Below are 19,848 nucleotides of genomic sequence, written 5' to 3'. Positions count from 1 at the left end.
GCTATACCTTCTTGCCAATCTTTCCGTAATTGAGTCGTTTCATATACTAAAAGATGATCGAATTGCATGGCTCTTGTTTCCACTTTCATGTTCATTCACTTCCTTCACCAATTTAAGATTATTCAGGAATCCGTTTCCCAATCTGTTATAATATTTCCTTCTTCATGACGAACTGGCTTCAAACGACCATTTTGTTCAAAATTAAAACTATCAAAGCGATGCTTGCAATATGAGATCATTAACTGTTCAGGTAGAACAAATAACATTGTATAAAATATGACAATGAACAGTGTCGATATCATAATTGTATCGATCCCCATCAAGTCAAAGTTTCTTACTAAATACTGAATACTAAATGTCACCCCAATACCAATCGGAATCACAACTGGCAGTAAGGATTTACGTTCCATCTTACCTCTTAGCCTGTCTTTTTTCGTTCCTTTGCGATACTTTCCTTGATGTAACAAAATGATAAAACGAATGCATGTTATCATAAACACCAATAGTCCAATGATTAATGTTATATACGTAAATCTCATTAAAGACACTGGATCATCTGAAACCTCTGCGCTGATTACCATCAGTACAAGTATATAGGAAGAGGCACCAAATAGATTTTGAGAAACGAATGTATTCAGTACATATTGAACCTTTTGTGATCTCATATAAACGGCAGGAACAGCATACAACAGTGAAAGAATCGCCAAAATACAAGATATGACTAGATGCATCTCAAATACTTCATTTTTATAGGGATACGAGGAATACCCCCCTACAAAATATTCCAAATACAAAAACAAAGCTTGAAAGGGAATACAACCAATTAATACTGCATTTAACGATTGTGGTCGTTGTCTTCCTGATTCTAGTGGCTGACGTAACACTAAAAAGTCTTTTTCCTTTAAATTCTTTAACATAAGGACCTCTCCCTCAATAGTATGTATAGTAATAGATAGATATAAATTTATATCATATTGACCGTGCATCTCTTTTACTTTTCTTTCAATAAGTGCTTCTTAAAAAAACTTACTTTTCAAAATGTTAATGAGTTTTTCGCCTAATGAAACCATCCTTTTATTCGATCCATTACAGATTTATCTCCTTTCCCAAATTTCTTATTTAATACCCAATTTGCTCCTATTCCTGCTAATGCTCCAACCGCAGTACCTACACCAGGTATTGGAATTGCAGCAGTTCCTAGGGCGGTTAAACCAGCTTGAACAGCACCACCTACTGCTGTATCAACCACCGTATCCTGGGTAGCTCGTGCAACAGCCTCTTTACCTGTTAGCCCATCTTCTTTCGCATCATGATAATTGCTATAATAATTTAAACCGATGCCCGCTGCTCCCATAGATTTAGAAAAACCTTTGACAAACCCTTGATTTTTCTCATACAGTTTCAGACTATCTGTAAAGCCACTGTATGCGCCCTTTGCTGCTCCCTTTACGGTGGATGATGCAACATGTTTTACATTGACTTCTTCTCTCCAATAACGCATTTCAGGATGCATACGTAACGTTTGTTGCCCCGTTCCAGTCCACTGCGTGCGGAAAGGACCTCTTCGATCAGCTGCCTTTAAAACGGTTTGATTTGTGACAGATCGCTTATAATCTGATGCACGCCAATTTCTTCCGTTCTTCGGCAAGCGATGATTCAACTCACTTTTGGCTCGGTGATCAGGTGTAACTCCTAATTGGTCGAGTGCATCTTTATTTGCATATACACGGTAAGAAGCTTTGCCCGTACGCATATCTTTGTGCTCGACTGTACTTAGCTTCCCTTCATCGTATGCTTTTTTGATTTTATAACCTGAATAAAACGACCGAGTTTGTGCTAATGCATGAAGCCCTTTATTAATAGAAGAAGCATTCTCTTTCAATTGATCTGTTACCGCTAACGATCCATTCTCAGTTGCGTTCGCCCCATTCTTAATTAATGAGTTCATATCGTTAAGTGTCGCATCTAATTTTTCTAGCCGCCCTTTTCCAGTGGATACAAAAGTTGATAAATGATCATCCAGTCGTTGAATCGCTTTAGCCGTTTCTGCTTTATCATGAACTATATTTGAAAAATCAGGTGATGTGGCACTACTTATGTCTGAAACGCTTTGAATCGTTTGATCAGCATCAGATTGTAAACGTACCATCTTCATAAAATCTTCTTGGATGACTTCATCTTGTTCCTCTAAATAGTCGCTTTCTACAATGGCAGAATCATTTCCATCCACTTCTGTCAGAAACGTGTCAATATGAGAATCAACATTATCAATTAAGTCGACCATCAGATGTTCAAAGTTTTTTAGCATTTCAAGATGGAAATCTCTTAGACATTCTTTTGCACGATCAGCTGAATCACCCTGAAAAGATTCCATGTTCAGTATATTTTGAATTTGAGCACGTACATTTGTTAACTGGTCTATTACACGATTGACGTATGAATAAAAGTCATCCGAAAATTCCATTACTTCCGATAAATCCACTCTGTAACCCATCAACAACCCTCCTCACATTATTGATTTGGTGGTGCACATGCGATATCTGTATCCACTTGTGCACTCAGTTCTTCATCTTTTTCTCTTAATTTCTCGCCTGTATCTTCTAGTGTGACAGCATCTGCTTCCAAAACATGTTTATACTTTTCTAACAATTTTATAGCTTCGGCTGCGTTTTCTACATCTTTAGTGAATGGTTCAATGTTCGTTTTACTAAAAGATTGCGTTAATTGGTTGATCTCAATATTAGCTACAGACGATTTTAATTTTGATAGATTCGATCGAAACACGCTCATATTAATCGAAACTTCTTCAGCCATTATTATCACTCCCTTTGTTCAACTCTTATTTGCCAGTTCAATGAATGTAAAGAACTTTCTAGATGATTTAAGCTCGAAGTATAGGATGCTTTTTCTGTCTCATAGCGATTGATATCATCACGTATCGTTTCTTGGGCATCTTCTACCTTACTAATATAAGACTTCACACTATCCTCATAATGATTATAATGATCATCAAATTCATTTTCTTTTTCACCGCGCCAGCTACTTTGATCGATATTCAAGCTATTGATCGAACGCTTAACCGACTCCATATCTGAATGAGTCGAAGATATTTCATGTAAAGCCTGGCGTAAACGTTCAATTTTTTCATCTGTATTCGCAATTGAACTTCGTGTGGTTTCCATTTGGTTTAAGACAGAGCTTTTTCTCCAATGTAAATAGCTTAACGAACTCACTTCTTTCCCTCCTTATCGTGGCACTTTGATTTTTACATGATCATGATCCATTGCATAATAGCATTCATACGTATTCGGGTACGTTTCTTTTCGAATAAATGGTTGACTGAAAATATCTTGATCACCTAAACGCATACTGAATAAACCAACATTGGCCAAGTTACGAGCGACTTTCGCAGGTTGTTCAAAGCTCGTACCGATATAACCGTAATCACCACAAATTATAAAATGCACATCAACGGTTGGACCTTGTTCGAATAAAGTCGTCACATCTTCTTCCAACAACAAACTCTTTTCTACAAAATCTTTTAAATCTTTAATTAAAATCATCCACTTCACACCATTATGATCACCATTCGATCGATTCTTAATTTCATCTACTATATTACGTTTGACCCCTGCAATTCCTTCAGCATCTGAAATATATGCATTCATCTCTTCTCCAACATACGCTAAAGACTTGTCTGCTGTATCAATGATCATCGTTTGATACGGCTCTTGCAGAAGCGTCAAGCTTTGCGCTAATGCACGGGTCATTTTATCCAAGCCATCTCGCCTGTCACTGACAGCAATTAAGAACGGATCCTTCGTTGAATCAAATCCGAGTGGTGCTACGTCTTCAAAGTCAAGTCCAAGTGGCAATTGGCCTTGTTCCACCAATATTTTCGTTTTCTTCTTCTGTCTAAATGTCTCAAAATCAATCGCACCTTCTGGCATCATCGGAATTGCTTCTGGCAAGTCTCCATCCCAAAATGCTTCCATTTCTTTTGCGATCTCTTGAATTTCATCAATAACATCGAGTGCTTCCTCACCTTCAGCCGGTATAGTGGCTTGAAATAACGTCGGTTCATCGAGTTTTACAATTCCTCGCCCTGGCAATTCTTCAATTTCTAAATCAGTTTTGCCAACAATCGTACGAACTTCCACTTCGTCAATTAAGTATAGTGACAGTTGGCGTTTTATATTTGATAGAAGAGGCATTCGCATAGCATTTTGCCTTCCTGCACTAATGGCGAGATGAATACCAATACTCGCTCCTTCACGCGCGATTTGGGTAATGACTTTCTCAAACTCGTCGCCAAAATCTGCTTCTTTGACTGAATCATAATTGTCGATCGTAATAAACAAATTCGGAACGGTTTCACCGCTTGCTTTCTCGTACATCTCGATATCTGCTACACCGTATGCACTCAACTTTCGTTTGCGATCAGAGATCGTGCTCGTGAGTAACCTCATCCATTTGCCGACTTTCTCTGTTTCATCAAGTAAAATCGTATCAGCAACATGTGGTAAATTTTTTAAAGGTAATAACCCATTTGTACCAAAATCGAGTAAATAGACATGTAGATGTTCCGGATTATGCTGATAGACAAGATCGATGACAAGACTTTGTAAAAAGGTTGACTTACCATATCCTGGGCTGGAGAATACGGCAATATGTCCATCTTTTGTTACATTCAGTGAAAATGGTTCTTGAGACTGTAATTCCGGTTGATCCAACATACCAATGGTTGCTTCTAACGGTTTCTTAGGCTCATTCCAAGCTTTCTTAAAGTCCACTGGATGAACGTCACTTGCAAAGATCCGCTCAGGCAATGGTGGTAACCAAGGTCGCGGTAATGGATCAATTTGTCGTGCTTCTGTATATTCGTGAATATAATCAATCACCGCATCCAATTCAGTTGGTACACTTTCGACTTCTTCTCTTTTATCCAACCCACTTAAGTCTTCCGTTAATATGTCATATTGTCCTAAGTCATTAATCGCATAAATCGTTGTATCGATGTATTCATTTTCATCTTTATCTGGTACATAATCTGCACCACTCCATGCACTTTGGAATAATTCATAGATTTCATTGTTTCCTACTTGTAAATAGGAACGACCCGGCAATGTAATCTCTGCCGCATCAGGCGTTTTTAATACTTCATTCGAGTCACTTTCATTTTGCACTTTCAATGCCAATTTAAATTTTGAATTGGACCAAATTTGATCATTAACAACACCACTTGGCTTTTGTGTCGCTAGAATAAGATGAATCCCGAGAGAACGACCAATTCGAGCGGTGGAAACCAACTCTTGCATAAAATCTGGCTGTTCTGATTTTAATTCGGCAAATTCATCAGAAATCAAAAACAAATGAGGCATGGGTTCACTTGCTTCACCTTGTTTATATAGTTTTTGGTACTGATTAATATGGTTGACGTTATGTTCACCGAAGAGACGCTGACGTTTTTTAAGTTCTGCTTTAATCGAAGCGAGTGCCCTCATCGATTGCGTACGATCGAGGTTCGTAATCGTTCCGAGTAAGTGTGGCATATGTCGAAATAAATTCGCCATGCCGCCACCTTTATAATCAATTAACAAAAACGCAACTTCATATGGGTGAAAATTAACGGCAAGTGATAAAATGTACGATTGGATAATTTCTGATTTACCTGATCCTGTAGTCCCAGCAACTAACCCATGCGGTCCATGAGCCTTTTCATGTAAGTTAAGTTGGACAATGTCATCAATCCCTCGTAAACCGAGAGGAACAGCCATCGTTTTATATGTTTCATTTAATGACCAACGCTCACCGATACGCAATTCTTCCACTTTTTCAACACCATACATCTCTAAGAAAGTAACGCTTTCTGGAATTGAATTCTTTAAGCTTTGCAAATGATTCAGTGGTGCTAGCCCACGAGAGATATCCTCTTTTTGAAAACCAGCTGGAAAATGATCAGGGATAAACTTTCTGTTCACTAATTCTTCTTGTTCTAAAATGATATTTCCATTCTTTTTATCACGGATATCAATGACTGTCTTCACATGTTCAGGTAAAGATTGCATGACGTCTTGAACAAAGACAAGGGATACTCCTAGTTCACTTGGATCTTCATTAAAAAATTCCATAATGATATGGTCTAAAATTAATTTTTCATCTGTAATCAAAATGACATAGTGTGGTGTGAACAACGTTTTTTCATTCGAATCGGCCTTTTCTTCTAAGATATGTTTTCGTTCCTTTAAGACTTGATACATCGAATGCAATACTTGGTCACGAGAACGTTCATGATAAACAAAACCACGTACATTTAAATCTTGTAAACTAGCATGAGGTAACCAACGCATCCATGCCCAATCATCGTGTTCGTCTTCAGGAAAAATATTGATAAATTGCACGTCATGATAACTATGGAACATCGACAGTTGCATCACAAGTAATTGCAGCTGTTCCAAGACAAGTTCACGCTGCCCAATATAACCGACAGGGCCTTTTGTGAGCGATGTAACAATGGGGACATTGGTTAGGCCTTGAAATTGGTCACGTAAAGCTCTAGCAGAATCTACTAATTCATCTTCTTCTTGGGTAAATTCTTCTTCCCTGAACTCAATTTCAAAACTTGTATCTACATCGCCTAATCCAGCACGGAAATAGAGAAAGTCATGATGATACATCGTCTGTTCGTAAATACGTGCATTTACTCCTAACACTTTTTGACGGATCGTTTCAATGTCTGGATAATGATATTCTAATGCATGCCGTTGTTCTTCAGTTGCATGGTGAAGTTCTTTTGTCTTTCGTTGTAAGTATTCACGATACGTTTGATCCCGATGCTTCATATCGGCATTATATTTCTTTACACTTTTCACATAAGACATAACTGAAAAGATAATCGTGGTTACTGTCATCGCCAGCATGACAATAATATAGATTCCTCTTGGTTGGATCAATGAAATGATCACTAATGCCACAATCATCACAAGCGGTGGTACAATCGTACGGGCCAATTGTTCACTTGGTTTCGACGGTTTACTTGATGGTTTTGCAATGGTACGTTTTTCCTCGGGTTCCCGATAAATAATTCGTGGCGAACGATGATAATCAGGATATTCTGGGGTAAACACTTCTTCAAATTCAATAAGTGAAACAAGTTTTGAAGTCACTTTTTTTCCTGAAGAAATTACTTGTATATCATGATCGTGAACCTTGATTTGAACCCCATCAAAAAAGAGCTGATCACCCGAAACGATAGGATGATCACCATCCGTATGTGCAAGATTATGAAATACATCACCACCATACACTTCAAGCCAAAAACCATCTCTATCATTCAGACGAAATAAAGCGATATCTACATCGACCTCTTCAAATTGTAGATAGTCATAATCGTGCGTCCCACATGTAATATAGTCCTTCCCAGCTATATCATATTGGTGTACTTCTTCATTATCTACCAAGTAAAAATAAAGAGACTCCCCATTATCTAGCACATATTGTTTCTTTTTTTCTAATGGATGATCTTCAATCATACAAACGCCATCACACCAACGTACATATATCGATCGTGGAATAGATACAAATGTCATAGTATCTGACCATTGATTTCCTATTGATATATCTTTAGGTGAATCAACCGGCAATTCTGTTTTATGAAGTCTATTTCTGTAAACAACCACCAGTGTGTTTTGTCCCATAGCTCTCTACCTTTCTTTTTTCATACCACGTGCATTTCATTTATAGTATGCGATCAATGTTTACTCCTCGCTCTGCTCATTATCAGATGAACGGTTTGTTGAGTTGGTATCACTTTGATTCGTATTGTTTTCTTCTTGATTTGTAACTTTCTGTTCATCTGTATTCTCTGTATCTTCTGTATTCGTTTCAAATTGATTCTCACTATCAGTATCTAGATTATACTCTTCACGATATTCTCTTAATTCCTCTTGTAAGCTATTGACAGATTTATCGCGCTCTTCTCCACTTAAATCAGGATTATTCTTTGCTTTTTCAATCTGTTTGATTAAGCCGTACATAATTAGTCGAGGATCATCAAGGTACTTCGCTTTATTCATAGCATCATCAAACTTTCCACGGCCATTATAAATCCAGTATAGAAGATAATTATCATCACTATTTAAACTAATATTGTTCATAATTACGTTTTGATCACTTTCTGATAACTGTTCCGTAGAAACATATGAGGATGCAAGTATATATTTTGTTGCTTTCGGTACCTTGTCTGCGTCAATGCCATCTAACGTCGCAATGACACCATTATAGTTAGTATCTAAGTATTCTTTATGAGCATCCAATAAACTCTTTTGATAGGGCAAGTTTATAAGACCTAGATACACAAGTGGTATCCCAAATAAAATGGAAACGATCATAAATGATATAGCGAAACGTTTGAATAATCGGAACCGTTTTGTGGGGACAAATTGCATCGTTTTTTCAGTTTTATCTTGCTCTGATCGATAACTCTCGTATAATAAATCAATGAGCTGATCGAGATCCTCTGAATGACGTACTCTTTTTTGAAATTCAGTTTCATCAACTTGCTCTAAAGCCCCATTATACAGCTGATCAAAGCTATATTTTTCACTAAACAAGGCGATACAGTAACATTTTAATTGCTTAAAGAAGTCTGTTTCATCCATTTCAAAAGGAGGAATGACATGTTTGATCCCACGATAAATGATTTGTGGACACAAATTATCATCAAAAATCAGGTTATCTGGATGAAGAAAAAAGGTAATTCGTGATTGCAAATCTTTACGTAATTGACTAAGATTACATAATAAGCGGAGCTTTTCATGACGATGAAGCTTACCTAGATCTTTCCACTGTTTTCGATTTGGATCGATAAAAAATGAAAAAGCGAAAGCATCTCCTTCGTCATTTACTTCTAACGGCACGAATCTATCTTTCGTTGTCGCAGTCAATAAACGAGTTTGACGAGAGTCTTTCACATGTGTTTGTGATTTGGCTAACCGTAATTCCCAAGTATTTTCTGTAATCGTAAACGGTAATGATAATGAGTGAAATTCAATGATCTTTTCCTTCATTTTGTGCGCTCCTTCTTCTCTCTATTAACCTTTTTCATGCAGGATCATCATTTGCTTTATAAAACGGTCAATATATCTCCGCTTGTTACCGGATAATCTAGCAACATATCATCATCGGCTAACACAATTCCTTTCGTCTTTATCTTGATTGCACAATGCGAGTCAATCAACTGACCGAGCTTTAATGCGTCCATTACATCAAGCAAAAGTTGTTTGACCGATATTTGAACTGGAATTCGCAGATCATACACATGACCGATCTCACGCTCACGAAAATCAATCGTTATATCAATATGTGTATTCCTCATATTTCTACGCTCCTAATCAATTAATCTTTGATACAAAACATAAATACCACCACTAATGACACAAACAACCCCGACAAGTCCGATCATTAGTAACGTAGAAAACATCGAATCATTGCTGTTTTCCTCATTTGAAGTACTTGCTGTTTTTGGTGCTTCATAGTCGGTAGCAAACAATGATTCTTTCGTTTCCTTAATGGTTGTATCACGATCCATTTCCATCGAAAACAAGCCATTTTCTAGCTGATCGAGTGATGCTTGATTCTTTTGTTTTACTGATGCAATTTTTTCTGCTGTCTCATCTTTAAATAATTCAGGGAATCGCGTTTCAAGTTCTGTTTCTTGATCATTTTGTTGCTGCTTATTCTTTTCTATAATTCGATCAACTTTCCAATTCATTTCCCCGTTCTGTTCATTACTTTCTTCTGCTGATGCTTGCACTGGCATCAGCAGAAGTAGACAGCACGTACTCAGGATCATCATCTGATGTGTAAACTCACGCAACATTCTCATCGTCCTCCGTTTTCTTTGGATTCGAACGGTTGACAACTAATAGATTTCCTAAGCCAGCTAATATTGCAATGGCTATCAGACTAAACACGATAAATCCATAATCCGATGATCCTTGGACGACTCTATTCAACAATCGTTCCACATAATCCAATGGTGAATAATTACGCCATTCACCTAATCCAGACAAACTTGATGAAAGTGCGTTCGTTAAGAACAAGTACATGCTCATGACTATTAATAAAATGAACATACCGACCATTCGCAGTTGTCTTAATAAGTAAGATGCTGTTAATACAATTGTCAGCATGATGATTGTTAATAGCGCAGTCCAAAGTAGGAGAGTTCCACCTTCTATATCTAGAAAGTAGGCGGATGAAAGACCCAAGACAACTCCTTCTAACGCTCCGATTAGCGCAATAATTCCAGTGATTAAAGTATTTCTCCCTATGATCGAACGTTCAGCTACAAACTGATTTTCTTCTACTCGTTTTTGACTGACAGTAGATATTCCATAACCTGTGAATAAGGCGACAAGAAACGCAATCAATACGATAAAATACGATGTAAATGTGCTTGATTCACCAGCAATGACACCTTCATTACTTGTTTGTACTGGATTTGATAAGAAATCATACAATTGTTCGTTCTGTCTTTCACCAATACGACTATTTGCCAAAACATCAGTGAAGTTATTGACAAATTCTTGGTTTGTCAATGTTTCATCGGTCATATTTGTTGCTAACGTTTCTGCTTGTTGAATCAAATTGGTACCACTTTGTTGGATCTCATTCGCTTGTTCATCAATTCTGTCAAATGTTTGATAAACGGTCTCTGCTTCATTTAGATTATTGGAAGCTTGATCTTGGAGCGTCTGACTTTCTGTATAAAGTGATTGAAAGCCTTCACCTAGAGACACTACCATGGTTTGTTCCTCGTCATTATTCGTTTGAATGCCAGCTTGTTGTTCAACCAACTCCATGCTTTGTTCTCTCCACGATTGAATATCATCTAAGGTTGATTGCAAATTATCATTTAAAAGACTTGCTTGGTCCCGCGTTTTAACAATTGTTTTTGCTAATTTTTGTGCTTTATTCCTAGTTTTATCAACGTATTCTAAATAATTTTGAAGCTGTGAATCGTACTTCATTAGTGGGGATTCCACCGCATCAAGAACATCTTTTGTAACTTGATTAGCAATGTAATCTACCAATAATTCGCCAACATTTTTGTTAAATAGTGTGTAAAGAGAATCTTCTGTAGCCATATCTTTCAAGCTACTGTCAGGATCAACAGCGACACAATTCTTATTTTCACCATTTTCTTCATCTTCTTCTGATATTTCTTCACATGATAATGAGAGTCCAAAATAAGATTCATACGACGATAACAATTTTTGATAAGGAACGATCGTATTTTCAACTGTTTGAATCAAGTCATTTGTCGCATCATCAATTATTGGCGAGTTTACTGTATGACGAATATAGTGATGATTTATTTCGACAGTTTTTATTTTCGTTTCTTCTTCTTTTTCATCACTCGATTCATCATTGTTACCTGTTTCTTCTTCACCATTGTTTTGTTCAGTTTCGTTATCGTTGTTATGGGTATCATCTTCTTGTTGGTTGTTACCATCATCACTATTTCCACTATTCTCTTTAGCATCCGATGAGTCTTGTTGATTCTCTGTTCCGTCTTCATTCAAATCTTGATTCGTATCTTTATCATTGGAATCAGTACTCTCCGTTGTTTTATTTTCCACAAATGTATTTGTTGTTACGGTCTGATCCGTTTCGTCAGAGGAATTCGATGTACCATCATTGGATGTATCATCTGTATTTCCAGATTCACCCCCTGATGTTTGATCATCTTGGGAACTGTTACTATCTCCATCTTCAGTTGGATTAGAATCTGTTGTATCATCCCCTTCATTAGGTGGTTGGGTGACGTTAGATTCTTCTTTATCCAATTGATATAATTCCCACTTCCATTGTTTGATATCATAAATATCAATCGGCTCTTCGACATATTCATCTTTTAATCGTAGCGATAACTCGATTGTAAATTCACCTTTTTGATAAGTCGGTAATGTGACCGAATCGTTTGGTTGATAATCATAAATATCAATTGACTCATCATCGGGTAAATGAATGGTTAATTGATTGATAGCAAACCCTTCTGGTATGTCGTATAACTTAAATTCTCTAAGTTTTTTATCTGATTCAGGTAGCATTACTGTATCTATTAATGTAACACCATTTCGATTTAAATCTTCTTTCAACGAGTCGATATGTTCCGGAAGCAGCTGATCATCATTGATCGGGTAGACTTCGTTAAATTCATCATGATATTTTTGGGTAATGCGCATCACATTCTGGATTTCTCTCGTCACTTCTGGAGACAAATCAGAGTGATCTAAGATAAAAGGATCTAATGACGGTAATTCAGCAATTTGATCCTCTAATTTGCCTTGAAATAGGTCCTGTTGTGCTTCCAACAACTCTGTCACATTATCTTTTTCATCAAACGCTTCTTCAACAAATCTAGCTAAACTTTCGGTGATTTCAGCTTCAATCTCTTCCAAGTCAAATGATTCATCTTCTTTTTGTAGTGTTTCATAAGCAGTATCAAGCATTCGCTGTAAACCAAATGTATGGACTGCGATACTATCCATATTTTCTTCTTGATGGTCATCTTCTAATCGTAACTGATTATTAATAAACTTATTCGTATCTTGTAGAATCTTTAGTTGTTGATTGACATCTGAATGATCCAAAGCATTATTAAAATCATTCAACTGCTGATGAAATTCCGCACTTTGAGAATGATTAGATTGAACCACTTCATTTGTTTCATCCAGGCTGTTTTGATAGTCGTCAAAACTACTAAATTGTTCTATTAAACGTTCTTCGTAACCAGCCATCGTTTCTTCAAAACTGCTAAAAGCATCTTTTGATACTCCAGTATTTTCTTTAATCATGTCAAATTGATCAGTGTAATTCGATAACGGTGCCTGGACTTTGTCGTTGTAAGTATATGTTAATTCTGAATAACCCTCGACAAGGTCTGAAACATTATCCTGCGCATCTTGCAAATTACCGATCACACTTGCAAAATACACATCAATAATCCGACGGTTAAAATCATTTAATACAGAACTGGCGGTGCGTTCTGCTTCTGCCCGTATAGCACCACTGTCAGATGTGTTGATTTTATAATTTAGCACAACTTGTTCCGGAGATTCGGATTGAATCGATAAGGCTTTTTCGGTAAAATCTTTTGGAATGACAATCATCATGTCATATGTATTTTGTTCTAATCCATTTTCCGCAATCCCTCTACTGACGACAAACCACTCATGATTGCTATTTTGATCAATACTTTGGACAAATGCGTCACCAAAATCTAACGCTGTCCCATTAAACTCTGTCCCAGCATCTTCATTCACAAGAGCGATAGACATACCATCTTCAGTTGTATCTGTATCCTCTTCACTAATATCTGTTTGTTTACCTAACGATGTATAAGATAATCCACAGATTAATACGAAAGAAAGTATTAAAAAAAGTGGCAATTGAAGTAATGATTTTTTCATTTTAGTCCTCTCCCACATATTGATTGTTACGATGTTAACTACTCATATATAAGTGCTGAAACGTCTACTTCATCATCTTGTTAGGAATTGATATCAATTGGCATAAACATGAGCTACACAATTTTAAGTATCGTGTAGCTCATATTATCCAGCTTTCAGCAAAAGCAATAGGTTCTACGAGCGATCTAGATACTATCTAAGGCCAAAGTTTTGAGAAAGTGTTTCATCCTGCTCTTGCATAGCTTGAGCAGTTTGCTGTAATTGAGTTTGAATATCATGTAGCAACTGAGAAAAGTTTTGCACTTTCGGCTCTAATTCTCTGAATTGGTCATCGAAACGCTCAAACGCACGACCTTCCCATTCTCCTCGCAATTGATCTTGCAAGTTTTTTAGTTTGTTTAGTACTTCATTAATTTGATCTGAACCTTGACCATACGTTTGCGCTCTCGCTTTTAACTCTTCTGGGGACATACGAATTTGCCCTGCCATTATCTCAACTCCCTTTGATATAATTTTTCATAGTCTCTAAACTATGAATTTCCTTATATTACATTAGAAGATTTTACTAATATTATCAACCAATATTTTCTTATTATAGAAAAAACAGAACAATATTCCTAATTTTATCTTTAATTCAAAGCATCTCGACATTTTGACGCTTTTAAGTAGTCTTTTGCGATCAATTTTTTAAATAAACTAGGCATAAAAACATATACTTACTTAATTTATTTTCCATTTATTTGAATGTAATGAACTTTTGTAACTAATTATTCAGAATATTTCGATACATAGTTGCTGTGGGTAAAAGCGAAGTATGTTGGAAAAGATCATAACGATCGTTTTCCAAAAACTAACCCGGAGGTTAACTGATATGATCAGTTAACCTCCGGGTATGATGAATCACAAATTTTAATAATGATCGATTTTTTTGGGAATCGGATATTCATAACGACTACTGCTTGTTACTCCACGACTTCATCCAATAATGTGACATGAAAATCGGATGTGGTATGAGCAGTAAAATAAAGGATTTGGTGATCATGGCTTAATTCCTGTAATAATCGAAAGACGGCTTGTTTCCGCTGAGGATCAAAATGAACAAAACCATCATCTATCATAAAAGGAAAGGCGAGCTTTTCGGTCATTAACTTGCTTAAAGCAAATCGCAAAGCTATATAAACTTGGTCTTTAGCGCCTTGTGATAATTCTTCAATCGTAAAGGCAAAGCCATCTTTATCGACCAATTGAATCCATGCATCTTCGGTAAGAATGATTTTTTCATAGGTCCCAAGGGTTAACTGCTTCAAATCATGACTGGCTTGTTGAAATACCCATGGCATATATTGTTGATAAAACTCATGCTTCGCTTGTGATAGTTTCGCGAAAGCAATTTGATCCATCGCCCACTCTTTAGCCAATTGTTGCAATTTCTCTTGTTTCTGCGCATATTCATGTTTTAATATAGAGACATCTTCTTTCGCTTCTAATACTTGGACAGAAGCTTTTTCATCACTCAATTGTTGACGGGTTTGCTTCAATGTTTGTTCCATTTCCTTGCGATTGTGCTTCACAGTTTCTACTTGTTTTCGTAACGCCACATCATCTTCATAAAGACCTGTTTCAATGTTCCGTAATTCTTCTTCGTCTAACCACACGTTCAGTTGATCATATAATTGATCACGTCTACTAACGAAAGACTTCCATTCATTATATTGTTCGCCTTTTTCAAGGAAATCCGTTTTATTATCGACACGTGCCTCTTCAAATAGCGCTTGAAATTCTTCTTCATATGGTTTTTGTTTTTCAATACTTTCTCGCTCTTCTTGCTTAACTTGTTCCCATTGCTTGTGCATCTGCTGTAATTCATCTCTTCTAGCTGACTCCGCTTTAAAAGCTGTTTCTATATCATCACGAAGGGACAGTTCTGATGTTTTTTCACTACGCTGATTACAATAAAATTGGCGTTCTGTTTGATATGTCTCATATTGTTCACGTAACTGATTCCATTCGGCTTGTTGTTGTTGTTTTAACGAGGAAAGTTGTTGATAAACCTTATACCAATAATTAATCTCAATCGTTTCAAGAAACGGATACGTCGCTAGCTGATCTTTTCGCTTGGCTTCTAACTGTTGCCACCGTTCGTCTAAGAAGGAGCGTTTCTCATTCAATTTCAATTGTTCCATTTGATAATGTTTTTGATCTTTTTGAATTTGCGACAACTGATCGTTAAGGTTCTGTTGTTCACGAATTAGCTGTTTTCTTTCATCAAGCTCAGCATCCGTTAAACTTTGATGAGTGATGTCACTTCCCTTTAACGATTGAAGCGCTAAGCGAAAGCCAAGATTTTGAATCAGACTAAACCCAGCGATGACAGCACCTAATGCTATGTCTGAAACGATCAATAGCACACTAGCGATTCCAATGCCGACAAATGCCCCTATCGTAGACCAAGTAACATATTTTTTCAGTTGATTTCTCCAGACTTGATATTGGTTATTGATGACTTCTTGCTTTCGGTTATGTACGGTCTGTTCCACTTCCTCTTGATAACGTTCCATCACATTCGCATCAATCAGGCGTTGACGCAATGCACGTTCCTGTTCATGTAAGTCATCGAGCATTTGTTGCGTTGATTTTAGATCATTCATGACATATTGTTTTTCCCATTGCAATTGTTCACTTTGTTTCGCAAGATCTGTCCATACTTCTTCTAAGTGAAACGGTAGCGTTAAATGCCAGAAATCTGAAAGTGATAAGGACAATTGCATCTCATCGAGTTTTCTCGTTAATTCCTGCTTCCATGCATCCATTTTTTCTTCCAGTTGCTGCAATTCTTGATCATAACTTGCGATCGTTTCAGTCAACGACATCGCTTCTTTCAACAATTGAAAGCTCTCTTCTGATACACCATTTGCCCGTTTATCATTCATATTTTTTTCTAATTCTATACGTTTCGCCGTAAGGACATTCGTTTCACTTTTTAGCGGCAGCCACTTTTCATATAACTCTTGGTAGCGTGCTAAGCCGTCTGCCGGAAACTGCATTGGTTGATTGATTCGTTGAAGTTTTTGTGTTGTCGTATAATATTCTTCAATCGTTTGATAATGAGCGAGTTGTTTTTCTAAAAACTGTTGCCGTTCATCATATTGCTGAACCTCTGCTTCTCGTTCGTTGATTTCATTTTCTAAATGTATGATTCGATCCAGTTTTACTTGATACGTCGCTTCTTCTTGTTTGGCTTGAGTCAAGCGATCTTGTAAAGCGGTTAATTCGGACAATAATTGGTTGATTTCTGGCTTCTTGCATAGGGCTTAAACCGATTGGCGAGTTGTTTTTCCAGTTGTTTTTCGGTTTGATAAATGCGATCAGATCCTGTCATTCCTACAGCTAACAATACTTCATTTAAGGTTTGATGATCCAAATGGTGAATGTGATAGAGGTCGTGCGAATCAAATGTGTAAATCGCCTCAAATTGTTCGCGATCTATTCCTTTTACGTGTTCTTGTAACCATTCTTCGCCCGCTTCTGTGCCATCTTCAAATAAGACCGTTGCCTTTCCTTTGTTGTGCTGATGAATGCGCTCAATCGTCACCGGTTGTTCAATCAGTTCAGAAATAGTGATACGCCCACCAATCGAGGACCCTTGTTTCAGTCGAAAAGGTTCTAACTTTTTATTCGATTGACCAAACAAAATATATAACAGAAACTGTCGTAATGTTGATTTACCCGATTCATTTTCGCCTGCAATTTCAATAAATGGTTTTGCATCAAACGTGAATGTCTGTTGTTGCCATTTGCCAAAACCATAAATATGTACTTGTTCGATTCGCACGTATCACCCCTCCTTTTGATGCAACATCTGTTCAACCTGCTTCTTGGCTTCTTCCCATAGTTCTTCTTTCTCATTGGGGTAAAATGGATACAAATGTTTTCTTGCTTGCGTGTGATTCATGAGCGGTGCGGTAATTTTCGCAAAGTCGTTATGATCAAAAGCATTTCGCAACGTTTGAAGGAAATGTTCTCCCTGTGTCCATTCCTGTATTGGCTCATATTCCTGTAGGCGTATCGATATGATTTGTACCCAAGGATCGCTTTCGCTTTGTTGTTGATTTAAGATGTCTACCATTTCATTCATATAGCCTTGTTCTTGCCACTGCTTTAATAGTTTCGAACCATTGATCAATTCAATCGTGACAAAACAATTTCCTTTTTGATGCTTCTCTTCATGAAGACGTTTGTCTAAAATTTCAGTAGCTTCGGTAATATCCTTCCAATCACTTGCATCCATCGTTATATTTTCAAAACGAATCGCCTGTAAAGGGTAAAATTCAAACTGGCATTGATGATCGCTAAGCGTGACGTAATAACAGCCTCGTTCACCGAGCTCTTTGACAGATCGTCCTTGAATATTACCCGAATAAACAATCGGCGGCTCTTCTGATAAAATTTCTCGTTTGTGGATATGACCAAGCGCCCAGTAATCAAAGCCTGCCCGTTTCAAATCATGAAGCTGAAAGGGTGCGTACACCGCATGATCAGTTGATTGTAGATTTCCTGGGCTGCCATGTAACATCGCAATATGGTAACGCGTGCGATGATGTGGTTGATATTGAGGGATCATATTTTGTTCAACCGCGCGATCTTCATAACTGAACCCATATATGGTTGCAAGCGGCTGATCATGTTTATAAAAATCAAAAGATTCCACTTCCGCGTTCTCAAATACAAACACATTCTCTGGATAATTTCGTGGAAACGTTTGACTATTGATATAATCATGATTACCAAACGATAGATAGACATTGATATGATGTTTTTGTAACGTTCGAAATGCGCGAATCAGTGCCATATGCGCTTTCATACTTTGTTCTTCCTGGTCAAATATATCACCAGCAATAACGATAAAATCTACTTGTTTATCAATAGCAAGTGCCACGAGATTTTCAAGCGCTTGAAATGTGCTATTTCTGACTTGATCAAACAAGTTTTCCGGTAAATAACGTAACCCTTGAAAGGGGCTATCAAGATGTAAATCTGCACAATGAAGAAACGAGATTTTACGATTCAACCGTCTCACCTTCTTTCTTTTTCTATTGTAGCAAACCTCGCATGAGAATGCACGTTCGATTCTTTTTTTATTACATGGGTATTTTGTAGATTGGTAGATAGAGCAAGTAAAAGATGATTCAGGTAAGAAAGCGCAAGACATTCTTACCTGTTCGATGAGATGGATGAAGATGGAGCATTGTTTTGTAATCGATGGGAAGATTTTTGCAAACGATAGAAAAGTCGAGGAGCGAGCAATCCCGCGAAAACTGTTAACACTATATCTTTGACGAGTGGAGCAAGCATCCAGCCCCAAGCTAATCGATAAGTAAACCCTTCAGGTGCTTCAGCCCATAGTTTCATCGCCATATACATCCAATGGGTACCAATCACATAATTGATGATCAGTCCAACGAAAGCAGCCACCATAAACATCGTGTGACTTTGGTTCGATTCAACCATTTTCCCAACAACATAGGCAACAATAATATATGATAAGATAAATCCAAATGTTGCTTTAAATATGGCTGATGGTCCACCAGTGAATTGGGCAAAAACAGGAGCACCCATTAGTCCAACGATGGCATAGACCATCATAGAAATACTCCCTAATCGACTCCCTAATACAAGTCCTACTAAAATACAAAAAAACGTCTGCAACGTAATTGGCACAGAACCAATGGTGATAATCGAGGTGAGATTGGCTCCAATCGCCATAAATGCAGCAAACATACCAGTTAACGTCAAATCAATCGGTCGTAATTTCATCTCGTTTTCCCTCCTTTTCCACACCATTACAGAATATACAAGGATTCATGTATTGTCAACTTCAAATAAAATTAGTTAACAAAAGTTTTTGAAGTTGTTATCATTTATTTAGAAGCGAACATAGGAGGATTTTCAGATGAATATTCATGACTTTCATGTGCAAGGAGCGATGATCGATCATCATACACGTTGTGCGCATTACCATTCTTCGACCGATATCGTGGCCATCAAATTCCGCTGTTGTCAGACGTATTATCCATGCTATCAATGCCATGAAGAAGAAACGAACCATTCGATACGCGTGTGGAAAAAGGAAGAATTCGATCAAAAAGCGATTCTATGTGGCAACTGCGCAAATGAGCTAACCATCAACGAGTATCTCGGACGTGACTTTTGTATATATTGTCAATCGGCATTTAACCCTAACTGTCAACGCCATTATCATCTGTATTTTGAAATGACATAAGTTTTCCCGGATTCATCGTGAATGACTGGGAAATCGGCATCCTGCTCTTACTAGATTTCCCGGTAAAACTGAAATTACTGGGAAATCCGC

General features: G+C 37.2%; 15 protein-coding genes. 1 reads left to right on the top strand and 14 read right to left on the bottom strand.

Features of this window, described 5'->3' with window-relative positions; genetic code table 11:
* Positions 1 to 122: 122 nt before the first annotated feature.
* The 14 genes from J416_RS10975 to J416_RS10910 form a co-directional block, all read right to left on the bottom strand.
* On the bottom strand, positions 123 to 917 hold the full coding sequence (locus J416_RS10975) for a hypothetical protein (protein ID WP_003471293.1): 795 nt from the start codon (positions 915 to 917) through the stop codon (positions 123 to 125).
* A gap of 140 nt (positions 918 to 1,057) precedes the next feature.
* A complete protein-coding gene (locus J416_RS15465) occupies positions 1,058 to 2,494 on the bottom strand; it encodes a T7SS effector LXG polymorphic toxin (RefSeq protein WP_003471291.1) in 1,437 nt (478 codons plus the stop codon).
* A gap of 17 nt (positions 2,495 to 2,511) precedes the next feature.
* Entirely contained in the window at positions 2,512 to 2,814 is a 303-nt protein-coding gene (locus tag J416_RS10965; RefSeq protein WP_003471290.1) for a TIGR04197 family type VII secretion effector, read from the bottom strand.
* Positions 2,815 to 2,819: 5 nt separating this feature from the next.
* Complete coding sequence (locus J416_RS10960) at positions 2,820 to 3,233, bottom strand: YwqH-like family protein (RefSeq protein ID WP_003471289.1); 414 nt, start codon at positions 3,231 to 3,233, stop codon at positions 2,820 to 2,822.
* Between the two features lie 12 nt (positions 3,234 to 3,245).
* Positions 3,246 to 7,697, bottom strand: coding sequence for a type VII secretion protein EssC (essC, locus tag J416_RS10955; RefSeq protein WP_003471288.1), 4,452 nt, complete (start codon positions 7,695 to 7,697; stop codon positions 3,246 to 3,248).
* 60 nt (positions 7,698 to 7,757) lie between these two features.
* The gene (gene essB / locus J416_RS10950) at positions 7,758 to 9,068 is read right to left on the bottom strand and encodes a type VII secretion protein EssB (RefSeq protein ID WP_003471287.1); all 1,311 of its coding nucleotides are present in this window, start codon (positions 9,066 to 9,068) and stop codon (positions 7,758 to 7,760) included.
* A 56-nt stretch (positions 9,069 to 9,124) separates the two neighbouring features.
* Positions 9,125 to 9,376 (bottom strand): EsaB/YukD family protein, encoded by a 252-nt coding sequence (locus J416_RS10945; RefSeq protein ID WP_003471286.1) that lies wholly within the window; start codon positions 9,374 to 9,376, stop codon positions 9,125 to 9,127.
* Between the two features lie 12 nt (positions 9,377 to 9,388).
* Positions 9,389 to 9,880 carry a type VII secretion protein EssA gene (essA, locus tag J416_RS10940; RefSeq protein ID WP_003471267.1) on the bottom strand — a complete coding sequence of 164 codons (492 nt, stop codon included), beginning with the start codon at positions 9,878 to 9,880 and terminating at the stop codon, positions 9,389 to 9,391.
* Positions 9,870 to 13,478 (bottom strand): type VII secretion protein EsaA, encoded by a 3,609-nt coding sequence (gene esaA, locus J416_RS10935; protein WP_003471265.1) that lies wholly within the window; start codon positions 13,476 to 13,478, stop codon positions 9,870 to 9,872. The genes essA and esaA overlap by 11 nt, the downstream gene beginning before the upstream one ends.
* Positions 13,479 to 13,670: 192 nt before the next feature.
* A complete protein-coding gene (locus J416_RS10930) occupies positions 13,671 to 13,967 on the bottom strand; it encodes a WXG100 family type VII secretion target (RefSeq protein ID WP_003471262.1) in 297 nt (98 codons plus the stop codon).
* Positions 13,968 to 14,440: 473 nt separating this feature from the next.
* Positions 14,441 to 16,756 (bottom strand): AAA family ATPase, encoded by a 2,316-nt coding sequence (locus tag J416_RS10925; protein ID WP_040513431.1) that lies wholly within the window; start codon positions 16,754 to 16,756, stop codon positions 14,441 to 14,443.
* On the bottom strand, positions 16,744 to 17,310 hold the full coding sequence (locus J416_RS10920) for an ATP-binding protein (protein WP_040513429.1): 567 nt from the start codon (positions 17,308 to 17,310) through the stop codon (positions 16,744 to 16,746). Before J416_RS10920 ends, J416_RS10925 begins: the two co-directional genes overlap by 13 nt.
* 3 nt (positions 17,311 to 17,313) lie before the next feature.
* Complete coding sequence (locus J416_RS10915; protein WP_003471261.1) at positions 17,314 to 18,546, bottom strand: metallophosphoesterase family protein; 1,233 nt, start codon at positions 18,544 to 18,546, stop codon at positions 17,314 to 17,316.
* A gap of 143 nt (positions 18,547 to 18,689) precedes the next feature.
* Positions 18,690 to 19,292: a biotin transporter BioY gene (locus J416_RS10910; RefSeq protein ID WP_003471259.1), complete on the bottom strand. Its 603-nt coding sequence runs from the start codon at positions 19,290 to 19,292 to the stop codon at positions 18,690 to 18,692.
* 136 nt (positions 19,293 to 19,428) lie between these two features.
* Here J416_RS10910 and J416_RS10905 point away from each other — a divergent pair, with 136 nt between their 5' ends.
* Positions 19,429 to 19,758 (top strand): CHY zinc finger protein, encoded by a 330-nt coding sequence (locus tag J416_RS10905; protein WP_003471245.1) that lies wholly within the window; start codon positions 19,429 to 19,431, stop codon positions 19,756 to 19,758.
* The last annotated feature ends 90 nt before the right edge of the window (positions 19,759 to 19,848 follow it).

The organism is Gracilibacillus halophilus YIM-C55.5, assembly GCF_000359605.1.
GTDB lineage: Bacteria > Bacillota > Bacilli > Bacillales > Amphibacillaceae > Gracilibacillus > Gracilibacillus halophilus.
This window is presented reverse-complemented; position numbering and strand designations above follow the sequence as displayed.